This is a genomic window from Spirulina subsalsa PCC 9445, from assembly GCF_000314005.1.
GTDB lineage: Bacteria > Cyanobacteriota > Cyanobacteriia > Cyanobacteriales > Spirulinaceae > Spirulina_A > Spirulina_A subsalsa.
Window position 1 is genome coordinate 551,358 of record NZ_JH980292.1, and the last position, 12,506, is coordinate 563,863.

10 protein-coding genes are annotated in these 12,506 nt (G+C 50.1%); 8 read left to right on the forward strand and 2 right to left on the reverse strand.

Annotated elements, in window-relative coordinates; genetic code table 11:
* Window positions 1-77: 77 nt before the first annotated feature.
* Window positions 78-3,128 carry a COG1470 family protein gene (locus tag SPI9445_RS24105; RefSeq protein ID WP_017303217.1) on the reverse strand — a complete coding sequence of 1,017 codons (3,051 nt, stop codon included), beginning with the start codon at window positions 3,126-3,128 and terminating at the stop codon, window positions 78-80.
* A 242-nt stretch (window positions 3,129-3,370) separates the two neighbouring features.
* Between SPI9445_RS24105 and SPI9445_RS0102905 the strand changes: the two genes are divergently transcribed.
* Entirely contained in the window at window positions 3,371-4,234 is an 864-nt protein-coding gene (locus tag SPI9445_RS0102905) for an alpha/beta hydrolase (RefSeq protein ID WP_017303218.1), read from the forward strand.
* A gap of 132 nt (window positions 4,235-4,366) precedes the next feature.
* Entirely contained in the window at window positions 4,367-6,361 is a 1,995-nt protein-coding gene (locus SPI9445_RS0102910; protein ID WP_017303219.1) for a serine/threonine protein kinase, read from the forward strand.
* Here the strand turns inward: SPI9445_RS0102910 and SPI9445_RS30275 are convergent.
* The gene (locus SPI9445_RS30275; protein WP_164674431.1) at window positions 6,328-6,645 is read right to left on the reverse strand and encodes a hypothetical protein; all 318 of its coding nucleotides are present in this window, start codon (window positions 6,643-6,645) and stop codon (window positions 6,328-6,330) included. The two genes, SPI9445_RS0102910 and SPI9445_RS30275, sit on opposite strands and share 34 nt — an antisense overlap.
* A 110-nt stretch (window positions 6,646-6,755) precedes the next feature.
* Here SPI9445_RS30275 and SPI9445_RS0102920 point away from each other — a divergent pair, with 110 nt between their 5' ends.
* The 6 genes from SPI9445_RS0102920 to SPI9445_RS27240 all read left to right on the forward strand — a co-directional run bounded on the left by SPI9445_RS0102920 (window position 6,756) and on the right by SPI9445_RS27240 (window position 12,500).
* Entirely contained in the window at window positions 6,756-7,082 is a 327-nt protein-coding gene (locus SPI9445_RS0102920; RefSeq protein ID WP_017303221.1) for a thioredoxin family protein, read from the forward strand.
* 16 nt (window positions 7,083-7,098) lie between these two features.
* On the forward strand, window positions 7,099-8,274 hold the full coding sequence (locus SPI9445_RS0102925) for an LL-diaminopimelate aminotransferase (RefSeq protein WP_017303222.1): 1,176 nt from the start codon (window positions 7,099-7,101) through the stop codon (window positions 8,272-8,274).
* Window positions 8,275-8,362: 88 nt separating this feature from the next.
* Window positions 8,363-9,274: an FTR1 family iron permease gene (locus tag SPI9445_RS0102930; RefSeq protein ID WP_017303223.1), complete on the forward strand. Its 912-nt coding sequence runs from the start codon at window positions 8,363-8,365 to the stop codon at window positions 9,272-9,274.
* Between the two features lie 240 nt (window positions 9,275-9,514).
* Window positions 9,515-10,303: a 30S ribosomal protein S2 gene (rpsB, locus tag SPI9445_RS0102935; RefSeq protein WP_017303224.1), complete on the forward strand. Its 789-nt coding sequence runs from the start codon at window positions 9,515-9,517 to the stop codon at window positions 10,301-10,303.
* Between the two features lie 126 nt (window positions 10,304-10,429).
* Entirely contained in the window at window positions 10,430-11,218 is a 789-nt protein-coding gene (tsf, locus tag SPI9445_RS0102940) for a translation elongation factor Ts (RefSeq protein WP_017303225.1), read from the forward strand.
* Between the two features lie 247 nt (window positions 11,219-11,465).
* A complete protein-coding gene (locus SPI9445_RS27240; protein ID WP_017303226.1) occupies window positions 11,466-12,500 on the forward strand; it encodes a hypothetical protein in 1,035 nt (344 codons plus the stop codon).
* Window positions 12,501-12,506 lie beyond the last annotated feature (6 nt).

Genomic DNA, 12,506 nt, shown 5'->3' on the forward strand with positions numbered 1-12,506 from the left:
CAGGGGGGTCGGGAGTTGATTAGTATTACCTATTACCTATTACCTCTCCCCCTGCTTCCTTATTCAAGAAACCCTACTCACTCAAATTCTGGGGGCAAACTAAAGGGGGAATCGGGAACTGTGGGGAGGGTGGGAATGGGACGACTGGGCAGGGTGCCATCACTGCCGGGAGCCGCGCCGGGGGTTGGTTCTGGGGCAATAGTTTCAATAATGAGCGATCGCTGCACCTGCTCCCCAGACGGACTCACCGCTTGTAACGTCAGGGTTTGCTGGCCACTCTGTTGACTCAAAGGATAGGCCATACTCCCAGAAGACCCTACACTCCCCGGAATGGGGAGCAGCGTCACCTTAGTTCCCACCGGCCCCTGGACTTGCCAAGAAATGCGCAAACTACGGGTCGGAGTACGAGGATTGACCCGGGCAATGTATTTGAGGGGGACATTCCGGCCATTGACCTGAAAACTGGCAATGCGCACCGGTAAATCCGGGGCCTTCACCTCCACCAGATTAGATCTTTGACTGGTGCTGGGTAAACCTAAACCCGCTTTCGGCACCACCGAAAGTTCAAAGACATATTGACCGCCCCCCGTGCTATTAGTCGGGACATTTTGACAGACTAACCGCTCTTGACTGGCGCGGCAATAGTCAATCAGGGGGGCGGGGATGCCGTCGGTGAAGTCATAGCGTTGTTGGGAGGCTAAAACCGCTCCTTCAGGCGATCGCCCAATCACCCGCAATTCTCGCAAATTTCGAGGAAAACCAATTTCCCAATTCAAACGCACCCGTTCATTTTGCGTCCCATCATACTGGCTTTGGGTCGTGTCAAATTCCAGCAACTCGGGAGACTGGGGGGTTTCAATCACAATAGTATCCGTCGTTTTCGCCTCCACCACTTCCCCATTGCCCTGTCGGGGAACTAAAGCCACCTCAAAAATATACTCCCCCGGTTCTCGCACCACTTGGGGAATCTCCCGACAAATCAGCCGTTGTTCGACAATTTGACAGTACGGCCGCAAAGCTTCAGGAATGCCCCCCGTAAAACTGTAGCGTTGTAGAGGACTCACCACACTATTATTGGGCGCACGGCCAACAAGGCGAATTTCCTGCAACTGTTCCGGGTGGAGAACCTGCCAGTTAAAATGAATCAGGGTTTCTGGGAACGGCGAATCATTGACCGACCTAACGGTATTGACAGCAACGGGGGCAGTATTCGCCGTGGCATTCGGGGACGCGATTTGAGCCGCTAAATCTACCAAGGTCGGAACCGGAATCGGGAGAATACTAATGGTATCTGTGCGTTGGGAAAAGGGGCTATTATCCCGTAAACGACGGGGAACAACCGTTAACTCAAAAGTGTAATCTCCCGCTTGTCGGGCATCGGTGCGCACATTTTGACAGACCAGATTCGGCCGGAAGGAACAAACCGACCCTAATGCCTCGGGGATGCCATTGGTCAAATCATAGACCAAAGGACGAGGGGGGGTTGCGTCTCCCGTGGCCGTGCCGCTAATTTGCAAGGAGGCAATACGTCGGGGGTGGGTAATTTGCCAGTTGAGATGGATAAAATCCCCATCAGCGGCCTCGTAGGTGGGGGAGACGGAACTAAACTGAAGCACCCGGGGGGGGCTAGGGGGACGGACAAAGTACCACCACACCAAGAAAATGGCGGCGGCGATCGCACCCCCCACCGCCAAAATCACTAAAAACAAGTGCCACCACGGCCTCGCCTGCCAAATTAACGTACCCTCTAAACTTTCTACAGGTAAGGGCAAATCATGGCGATCAATTAAATCCAAAAAGAACCGATACTCCCGCCCCTTCCCCCACCAAGGCCGCCGTTTCCGTTCCCTCGGCTCCACCTCCACAAACACCTTGCCACTTTCCCCTTGAGGAATTTGTAAGGTATTCGGCAACAACCGATAGGTGCAATCTGGAGTTTCCGCATCTTCCCGCGCTTCGATGACTAATTCCCGCCCCGTATTGCCCTCATTCGCCACCCGCACTTCATACAACCCCTCCCCTAAGCGAATCTTGCCTAAAATTGTCCGTAACTCAATATTCAAGTCATAGCGGGGGAGAACCGTAAGATACATCACCTCCATTAGCAACAAATCCCGATTATTGAGAGAAGTCAGGCACACCGTCGGGAAATACTGCCCCGCGCTAATCTCCTCGGGAAACTGCAACAACAGCACTATCTCCCCCTGACTCCCCGGATTCAGAGCGAGGGTATCTTGATCCAACACTAACCCCAAACGGTTTAAACCCTCGGGATAAATCACCTGATACCAGTCTGGGGACAAATCACTACAAGTCAGCCGAAACCGATCCACTCGATTGGAACGATTGTTCACAATCACCCGCACCTCAAACGGTTGCCCCGGTGTAATGGGGAGGGGTTGAGTCGCCCGGGTACTGGGAAATAGGGTAAAAGTGGGATCATTAACCTGGGGCCCCGCTTGAATGGGGGGCAAAATCCGCAAGGTTTGTTGATGGCGGATGGGAGTATCTTCCGGGTAATGTTCCGGCGCATCAATAATGAGAGAATAAATATAATTTTCCGGGATAGCCTGCACCGGAATAACAAACTGAAACACCACCTCACTACTTTGCCCCGGACTCAAAGCCAGCCGTTCCTCGGGGCTTAAACACCATTGACGCAAAGGTTGGGAAGTTTCATCAATGTAGAGGTCGATGATAGCCCCTTTTGGCCCTTGATTACTGAGAGTCACCCGCAATTCAAAGGTTTCTCCGGCCGTGATGGTGTAGTCTCCCGATGGATTGGTAATCATGGCAATGGGATTGCCCCGCATAGAGACTAAATCCCCATTGCGTTCCGAAGTCGCCAAAGTCTTGCGGAGGAGTCGCTCCTCACTCACCAGCATCCCACTCTCCCCACTCGGTACCATCCTATAGCGGGTTTCCTCGTCCAAAGTCGTCAGTGTACTGAGATATCCCTCTTCAACTAAGGCGCTTAATTCAGCCTCAGCTTCCGGTAAATCTAGCTCAAAATGCTCGGCGACTTCCTGTAAGGTCACATCGTCCGCTAGACGAACCATCCAGCGCAAAATACGGGCTTGTTGGTCAGGCAAGGTTGACCAAATGGCTTCGGAACTACCTTGAGTCATGGAATCTATAACGGAAATGTTAGCAAAAGCAATAGGAGACTATACAGCGTCGTAACCAAGAATCGCACTTCATCTTACATGGATTTTTAGAAAAATGAGGAAAAAGATTATGAAGAATCATTATATTGGTGCTTGCCAGAAAATTATTTTTTTTAACGGTAAATACTGGAGATAGATGGCAACTGAGAGGAGAACAAACTATCCTACTCTAGAATGCCCCATACCACTCAAATTAGGGAATCATGGCTCATTCTTGGCGTAAGCTCCTCCTGGGAGACTTTACCCTAAAACGTTTTATTCGGTCTTTTCTGTTTATTTATACCTGCTTCGCCGTATATGTTTATATATTCAGCGATTCAATGATTTTTCTTCCACCAGAAAGTAGTTATGAGGACAGTCCAGAAATCCTCAAACTGCTCACACCGGATCAAGAGTATATTTCCGCGCTCCACTTGCCCCATCGGGATGCAACCTATACCCTGCTTTATATTCATGGTAATGCAGAGGATTTAGGCGATATTCGCCCGCTTTTAGACCAACTTCACACCCTTAACGTTAATATTTTTGCCTATGACTATCGGGGTTATGGCACCAGTGAAGGAAGACCCAGTGAGCGCAATGCTTATGTTGACGTTAAAACGGCCTATCAGTATCTACGGGACACCCTGAATGTCCCGGCTGAGAATATTATTGTTTTTGGTCGTTCGGTGGGTGGGGGGTCTGCCCTCTACTTAGCTGTTCATAAGCCCGTGGGGGGGATTATTCTAGAAAGCACGTTTACTCAGGCTTTTCGAGTCGTTGTTCCTTTTCCCTTGTTACCCTTCGACAAATTTAGAAATCTCGATAGAATTAAGCGGGTATCTGCTCCAGTTTTGATTATTCATGGCACAGCCGATGAGACGATCCCCATCGCTCACGGAAAAAAACTATTTGAGGCCGCACCAGAACCAAAACTGGCGTTCTGGGTTGAAGGGGCCACTCATAACGATGTGCCTTGGGTGGACTGGGACGCTTATCAAAATAAACTTCAGAAATTTGTGGATTTGCTGGAGTCGGAGCGTAATAGCTTATATCTGGAAACAGGTTTAAGTCAGTCGTCTCGTTGAACCCAGAATCCCAGTGCTTTTAGCTCCTAGACGGGAGGACCCGCGCTCTACCTGAGCTTGGTCAGCGTCGGGAGTGTATCACAGGTGGGATGGTCAAAGGTAAAATACAGCGCAAAAGGTTCTAGGTTGATCATGATCAGTGCGGTGGATGCCGGGGAAATTTTAGGAGAGCGTTATCGGGTTTTACAAGGTTTGGGTAAAGGACGCTGGGGGATGACCTATCTGGCCGAGGAAATTCCGGTGAGTCAAGATCGCTGTGTGATCCAAGTCTTTACCTTTCCGATTCCTGCTCCAGAACAAAGGTCTGATTTCCAACATCAGATTACCCAGGAGGCTGAACTCCTCAAAAAACTAGATCATCCCCAAATTGCTAAGTTTCGGGATTGGTTTATTAGTGAAACCGCCGATCATTGGGTGCTTTATTGGGTGTCGGACTATGTGAGTGGCCAAAGTTTACGTCTTTTACAACAAGGGCGTTGGGTACAACAACGGGGGTTTGAGAAACGGGAAATTGTCCAACTGCTCTCTCAGTTATTACCTGTGCTGCATTATCTCCATTATCATGGGGTCATTCACCGCAATCTCTCCCCTAATCATATTTTAATTCGTCAACGAGATAGTTTGCCCGTACTTGTTGATTTGGGAGGAATTCAGCAAATTATCGCGAACCAAAGGGCTTTAAGTGATCCTCCGTCGGTGGTTATGGTGGGTCAAGTGGGCTATGCTCCGCCGGAACAATTCCAGAAGGGGATTATCTTTACTTACAGTGACCTGTATGCTCTAGCGGCGGTGTTGTTAGTGTTATTGACGGGACAACCGCCGGAGGTCTTGCTCAATCCGGAAACGGGAAACTGGGAATGGCAGCAGTTCACCCGCTTTACGCCCAAACTCCAAGGAATTTTTACGAAAATGTTGGCAAAACGTCCGGGCGATCGCTTTCAAAATGCTTATGATGTAATGCAAATGCTACAAGATCAGCCCACACCCCCCCCACCTCCGAGAAGAGGGGAATCAGGAGAGGGGAAAAGAGACAAGAGTAAGGAGTCGGGGCAAAAATCCTCGACTCGTCACTCATCGGCTTCTTTGTCTCCTCAGCAGAATTCAAGGTTGCTCAAACGTTCTGGAATGCGTTTATTAACAGTTCTCTCCCAATTTGTTCTTGTCTTGGGGTTTGTTGTGGCGGCCGGGGCGATTGGCTGGTGGTTTGGCAATTATTGGCTGACCTATCAATTGGTTTCGGAACGGGAGATCCTGCCGGAGTTGGATGATTCTCCCCCGGTTAGTCCCCCACCCCTTGAGGAGGATTGGACTCCCGAAAATCTTAGCTTTCCCCTCACAGATGACCCAGAACCGGATCCGGATGAGAGTTTACCGTTGCTCGAACAAGAACGGAAACTGGCTCTCCGTCAACGGCGCTTGAATTTGACTATTGATTATGAGTTTTTTCAACAGTTGGTTCAACAGCAGTTTTTAGCCCAATATCCGGAGCGACGGGGGAGACGGTTAAGTAATCGTCCCGAGGATATGGTGTGGCGCGATCGCTGGGATGAAACAGCGACTCAAGTTTTAGATCAGTTGATGTTTTTGAGTGGGGAAGCCCGACGGGGTTTAGGCAGTTATCGACGGCGCGATCGCGAGCGCTGGGAAGTAGAGGTGCAACGGTTGGATATTAGTCCTCGGGTTTTATATGAACTGACGGATCGGGCGTTTTTTCACCGTTTCCCGGAACACAAAGACCGTCAGTTTCTCAATGAACCCATCGGACAGGTTTGGAATGCGATCGCCTTGGAAAAATTGCGCGCCCTCCGTTCCGGTTCTGCTTTACAAAAGGTATCTTTTCCGAGTGGGGAAGATAATGTCCAACTCGAAGGAGAATTAGATCCCGGTCAAGGTCAAGTGTTTTTATTGCGGGTGGAAGCCAATCAGCGCTTATCGATTAATGCAATTACGGATCGAGCCGTCGGACTCTCGCTCTATGCTCCCAATGGTCAGGCTTTATTATCGGGTTCAGATGAGCGCGCTTGGTCGGATACGGTCAACCGGACGGGACTTTATGAGGTCGTCCTCCTTTCCCGTTCTGCCCAATCTCTCAATTATCGCTTATCGATTAAGATAGAGAATCCTTGAACAGGGAGCAGGGGGGCAGGGGAGAGGGGGAGCAGGGGAGCAGGGGAGCAGGGGGGCAGGGGAGAGGCAATCTCCCGACTCCCGATTCCCGACTCCCGATTCCCGACACCCGACTCCCGACTCCCGACTCCCGACTCCCGACTCCCGACTCCCGATTCCCGACACCCGACTCCCGATTCCCGACTCCCGACTCCCGATTCCCGACTCCCGATTCCCGATTCCCGACTCCCGACTCCCGACTCCCGACTCCCGATTCCCGACACCCGACACCCGACACCCGACACCCGACACCCGATTCCCGATTCCTGAAAAATTTCTTTCCCCAGAAAGGTTGTAGGGAGGATCGCGCTCCTTTACGATAGAACTTTGTGCATTTTTAGTGAGGTTAGCGATTGTGAGTCAAGTTACTGTCATTTCCGATGGGGAGTTTGAAAAAGCGGTTTATGGTCAGAATAAGCCCGTTTTAGCCTACTTTTGGGCGGCTTGGTGTGGGCCTTGTCGCTTAGTCTCCCCGTCTATAGAAGCCCTTGCCTCGGAATATGGCGATCGCCTTAAAGTTGTAAAATTAGAGGTAGACCCCAATCCTGACGCAGTGAAAGCCTGTCAAGTGGAGGGAGTCCCCGCCCTCAGATTATTTAAAGACCATGAAATAGTCTTATCTCATGAGGGAGCCATCGGCAAACAAGCCCTGTTTGATTTACTCAAATCCCACTTAAATTAGGGATAGCCCCAAAACTATGCAACTGGCTAAACGTATTGAACCCTTAAGAAACAACGTCTTTGCTGATATGGATCGGGCGAAAGCCCAAGCCCAACGGGAAGGACGAGAAATTATTGATTTATCCTTGGGATCTTCGGACTTACCCGCTCCCGATTGTGCGATCGCCGCCATCCAGGCCGCCCTCGAAGATCCCCACACCCACGGCTACACCCTCTTTCATAGTACCCAAGCCTTCCGCCAAGCCGCCGCCCAATGGTATGAGCAGAAGTACGGCCTTCCCGTTGATCCAGAAACAGAAGTTCTGCCCCTCATTGGCTGTCAAGAAGGCACCGCCCACCTCCCCCTAGCCGTATTAAATCCGGGAGACATTGCCCTATTATTAGATCCGGGCTACCCCTCCCACACTGGCGGGATTCATTTAGCCGGGGGAAAAATTTACACCCTACCCCTGCGCGCCGAAAATCACTTTTTACCGGACTTGAGCGCCATTCCTGCCCCGATATTAGCCCAAAGCCGTCTGATGGTCTTGAGTTACCCCCACAATCCCACTACAGCCATCGCCCCCCTCAGCTTTTTTCAAGCCGCCGTCGCCTTTTGTCAACAGCACAATATTGTTTTAGTCCACGACTTCCCCTATGCAGATTTAGTCTTTAGCGGCACACCCGCCGCCCCCTCCCTCTTACAAGCAGATCCCAACAAAACCGTTTCTTTGGAATTATTCACCTTTTCCAAGTCCTACAACATGGGGGGATTTCGCATCGCCTACGCCATCGGGAATGCTGAGTTAATTGGGGCTTTGCGACAGGTGAAAGCCGTTGTAGACTTCAATCAGTACAGGGGCATCATGCAGGGTGCGATCGCCGCCTTACAAAGTGATCCTACCATTGTCCAACAGACCGTCAACACCTTCCAAACCCGCAGGGATACCTTCGTGCAGGCTCTTGGGGGCATAGGCTGGGACGTTCCCACCCCACCCGCCACCATGTACATCTGGGCGCAACTCCCCGCCCCCTGGCGAGAGCGTTCTATTGAGTTTTGCTGTGAATTAGTGGCTAAAACTGGGGTAGCGGCATCCCCCGGCGCTGGCTTTGGCAAAATGGGGGAGGGCTACGTCCGTTTTGCCCTTGTTCATGAACCGGATGTATTGAAAAAGGCCGTCGCTCGCATAGCCGAGTTTTTGGGGCAATTTTAGCTACTCATTGATCAATTCTGTTTTGTTGGGTTGCGCTTCCTGTGCCGAACCCACAGGATATATTTAGAGTTTTGGTTCTAGCTGAGTTATGGATATTAGCGCGATTTTACCGACCTTTGTTGTCACCCTGCGAGAAGGGTTTGAAGCCGCCTTAGTAGTGGGAATTGTCATGGCCTGTCTACAAAAAGCCCAACAAACTCGCCTCTATCCTTGGGTGTATGGGGGGATATTCGGGGGAGTGATCACCTCGTTACTGGTGGGGGTACTTTTGGGGGGGATTTTGCAACAGTTGAGTGTGTCGGATCAGCCCTATGCTCCGGTGATTCAGGAGTTTTTAGAGGCGAGTTTTGGGCTGTTGGCGATCGCACTCCTCAGTTGGATGCTCATTTGGATGACCCAACAGGCCAAAACCCTCAAAGCCGAAGTTGAAGGAGCCGTGACCCAAGCCCTGCAAGGGGAAGGGGCGGGCTGGGCTGTGTTTAGTCTGATTCTCATTGCCGTCCTACGAGAAGGATTTGAGACGGTATTATTCATCGTGGCCAAATTCCAAAACGGCTTTACCACACCCACCCTCGGAGCGGTTTCAGGGCTACTCTCTGCTACCCTTTTGGGCTATCTTCTCTTTCAGTTGGGCGTAAAAATCAATATCCGCCTGTTTTTCCAAGTGATGGGAGTTTTCCTACTCCTGATTGTCGGGGGATTAGTCGTCAGCGCCCTCAAACATCTGAACGGCGGCGTTGATCTGCTGGCCGCCTTAAGTCCCCAATATGCCGCCCTCTGTTGGGGAGAAACCACCTGCTTACTAGGCGGGCTAGTATGGGACACCTCCGCTATCTTGCCCGATCAAGCCTTCCCCGGCATTGTCCTGAAAGCCCTCTTAGGGTATCGAGATCATCTTTACGCGGTGCAGGCGATCGCCTATCTCATCTTTTTAACCCTCGTCGGAGGGCGATATTTCCAAAGTTTGCGCCCCTCCGGGCCAAAACTCGCCAGCCAGTAATTTAGGGAACGGGGAACAGGGGGCAGGGGAGCAGGGGAATAGTGAATAGCTAAAACTCTTGACTATTGCCTTTTCTCGACTCCCGATTCCCGACACCCGACACTTGCCTACGGATCAATGTCCCCTCATTGTGCTACCCTAGGAAGGCTGTACAAAAACTCGCACATCTAGACCTTCGGGTGTTTCGTTAAGAAAGACAAGTCTAGATGGAGGATTAACCCGAACAAGGAGAAAAAAAATATGGCAGTTGTTTCCCTAGCTAATTTGCTAGAGTCCGGGGTTCACTTTGGGCATCAAACCCGCCGTTGGAATCCCAAAATGGATCCCTATATTTATACCTCACGCAACGGGGTTCATATCATCGACTTGGTGCAAACCGCCGAGTTAATGGAAGAAGCCTATGAGTATATGCGGAACGCCGCCTCTCAAGGCAAAAAATTCATGTTCGTTGGCACCAAACGGCAAGCCGCCGGGATCATTGCCCAAGAAGCCGCCCGTTGTAATTCATATTATGTGAACCAGCGTTGGCTGGGGGGGATGTTAACCAACTGGGAAACCATCAAACACCGCATTGATCACCTCAAAGAACTCGAACGCCTCGAAGAAACAGGCAGTATTGAAAAACGACCCAAAAAAGAGGGATCTGTTCTGCGTCGGGAATTAAGCAAACTGCGGAAATACCTTGGCGGGATCAAAAGTATGCGCCGCCCCCCCGATGTCGTGCTAATTGTCGATCAGCGTCGGGAATATAACGCCATTTTGGAATGCCAAAAACTCCACATTCCCATTGTGTCTTTGTTAGATACAAACTGTGACCCTGACTTAGTGGATATTCCCGTCCCAGCTAATGATGACGCTATTCGATCCATTAAACTAATTGTGGGACGATTAGCCGATGCCATCTTAGAAGGTCGTAGCGGCGGCAAAGATGTAATCGAAGAAATCGACTACTCCGGAGAAATCGACTACGAAGACGATTTTGAGGATGATGAGGACTTCGACGGAGAAGACGACGACAGCGAAGAGTAAAACCCCTCGTTGTTTTCTGCCTTGCCTCTTCTAGATTCCAGCACGAGGGGGTTATGTCTTGCCCCTGCCCTTTTCATCAAGGGAGTGCAACAATAGTCAGCAGATCAACCCTACTCCAACAAAATCATGGCTAAGAAAGATAAAAAAAGTAAAGGAAAAGAAAAAGTAGCGAAAGCCCCCGCACCTGCACCAGAAGAACCTAAAGTAGAAGCCCCGGCCGAAGCCCCAGCTGAAGCCCCGGCCGCTAAAAAACCCGCAGGAGGAATATCCGCCGCCCTAGTCAAAGAACTCCGGGAACAAACCGGGGCGGGGATGATGGACTGCAAAAAAGCCCTGACGGAAAACGACGGCGACATGGAAAAAGCCGTGGAATGGCTGCGCAAGAAAGGGATCGCCTCGGCGGATAAGAAAGCCGGACGGGTTGCGGCGGAAGGTTTAGTAGACAGTTATATTCACACTGGGGGACGAGTAGGCGTTCTGGTGGAAGTGAACTGTGAAACCGATTTTGTCGCCCGTGGGGATAAATTTAAGGCTTTGGTGCGAGATATCGCCATGCAAATCGCCGCTTGTCCCAATGTGGTTTATGTGAAATCGGAGGATGTGGATCCTGAGTTTGTGGCGAAGGAAAAAGCCATTGAAATGGGACGGGAAGACTTAGCAAGTAAGCCCGAAAACATCCGCGAAAAAATCGTACAAGGGCGTATTGATAAACAACTCAAAGAAATGTCTTTGATGGATCAGCCCTATATTAAAGACCAAACTATTACGGTGCAAGAGTTGGTGAAACGAACCATTGCTGATTTGGGGGAAAATATCCAAGTTCGCCGTTTTAGCCGCTTTGTTTTAGGGGAAGGTATCGAGAAAGAAGAAACCAATTTTGCCGAAGAAGTCGCCGCTCAAACGGGTCAAAAATAAACCGCTTTCTATTTGAGTTGTAAGAGGGTGGGGAAGTTAATCCATCTCTTGGGCGGGATTCATGGGTAGGGAGAATTCATGAATTCTCCCCACCATAGCCTATAGAATGGCTATAGAAGGACAGATTAAAGAATCTGGGAAAAAAGGTAAAAGTTAGAAAATTTGCGGTTCTACTTTTGCCTTTTTCTAGTTTTTGCTCTTCGGAAATATTGCTGTATCGCCTATCATAGTGAATGAGGATCAGACTATGGCTAAAGCTTTAGATAAAATTAATCAAGAGTTGACGGCTTTAGATGAAAAGGTCGAAAGAGTTAATCAAGAAATACGCGGTCAGTATGCGGAGTATTCTGGGTTAATTGCCCAAACGGTTAAGCGGCAGTTGGTGACGTTATTTTATCAAATTAGCACCCATGTCTATCCTGAGAATTTTTTAAAGTTATCCCTCTCGGAACGGGAAAAGCTACAGCAGGCAATTCGAGATTTAGGGAAAACTGGGGGTCGTCTTTTTGGGGAAAATTTAGAAAATCCCCTAGAAGTTCCGCCGGAAAAAAAGGTAGATTTTCGCTCGGAAATTCTCAAGAAATTACCAATTACGCCGGAACAGTTGGAAAAGGTGCGGCAACATATTTTAAAGCGGAAAGATGCTGAGTCAGGAGGGAGGGAAAGCTCTAGCTCTGAGGAGTTTATTTTAATTGGTAAGTTGGAGGATGGGGAGGATTTGGAGTTGGAGCTTGAGTCGGACTCTCTGGATTCTGATCCTCTGGATTTTATGGAGGAGGAGGATGAGGAAGATGAGTTAATGGAGGAGGAGGATGATGATGATGATGAGGAAGATGAGGAGGAGGAAATTTCCCATGCGTTGCTGATATTGGTGCGTTGGTTAAAGCAGGTGGAACGGGGTTTAAATCAGGCGCTCAAGCAATTATCTCAGGAGGGAAATCAACTTTTAATCCGGGCGCGGATTTTCCCTCCTCAAGTGCCGTCTAAGGTGTTGGAGGCGGCTATTCAAGCGGAGGAAGGGGGCGGAACCGGAAATGCTCCGAATTTGCTAAATTTGTTGATTGAGGGAGGACGGGAGGACGTGGTTCCGGTGACGGCTTTACGCTTGCGTTTGTCTGAGTTGGAGTTTGGGGATCCGATGTTGGCGCGATCGCGCAGTCGGATTCGGGAGTTAAGCGCCCAAGTGAAAACCCTCCATAAGCAGTACCAACAGTTACAACGGGAAAAGGCGATCGCAGAAGCTGAGGCCGCTTGGCGTGCGAGTTGGTATGAGGAGAATTGAGACTGG

Excerpts from the sequence above, each read along its gene's own strand:
- SPI9445_RS24105 (WP_017303217.1), bottom strand. The coding sequence starts at position 3,128 with ATGACTCAAGGTAGTTCCGAAGCCATTTGGTCAACCTTGCCTGACCAA.
- tsf (WP_017303225.1), top strand. The coding sequence starts at position 10,430 with ATGGCTAAGAAAGATAAAAAAAGTAAAGGAAAAGAAAAAGTAGCGAAA.
- SPI9445_RS0102910 (WP_017303219.1), top strand. The coding sequence starts at position 4,367 with ATGATCAGTGCGGTGGATGCCGGGGAAATTTTAGGAGAGCGTTATCGG.
- SPI9445_RS0102930 (WP_017303223.1), top strand. The coding sequence starts at position 8,363 with ATGGATATTAGCGCGATTTTACCGACCTTTGTTGTCACCCTGCGAGAA.
- SPI9445_RS0102905 (WP_017303218.1), top strand. The coding sequence starts at position 3,371 with ATGGCTCATTCTTGGCGTAAGCTCCTCCTGGGAGACTTTACCCTAAAA.
- rpsB (WP_017303224.1), top strand. The coding sequence starts at position 9,515 with ATGGCAGTTGTTTCCCTAGCTAATTTGCTAGAGTCCGGGGTTCACTTT.
- SPI9445_RS27240 (WP_017303226.1), top strand. The coding sequence starts at position 11,466 with ATGGCTAAAGCTTTAGATAAAATTAATCAAGAGTTGACGGCTTTAGAT.
- SPI9445_RS0102925 (WP_017303222.1), top strand. The coding sequence starts at position 7,099 with ATGCAACTGGCTAAACGTATTGAACCCTTAAGAAACAACGTCTTTGCT.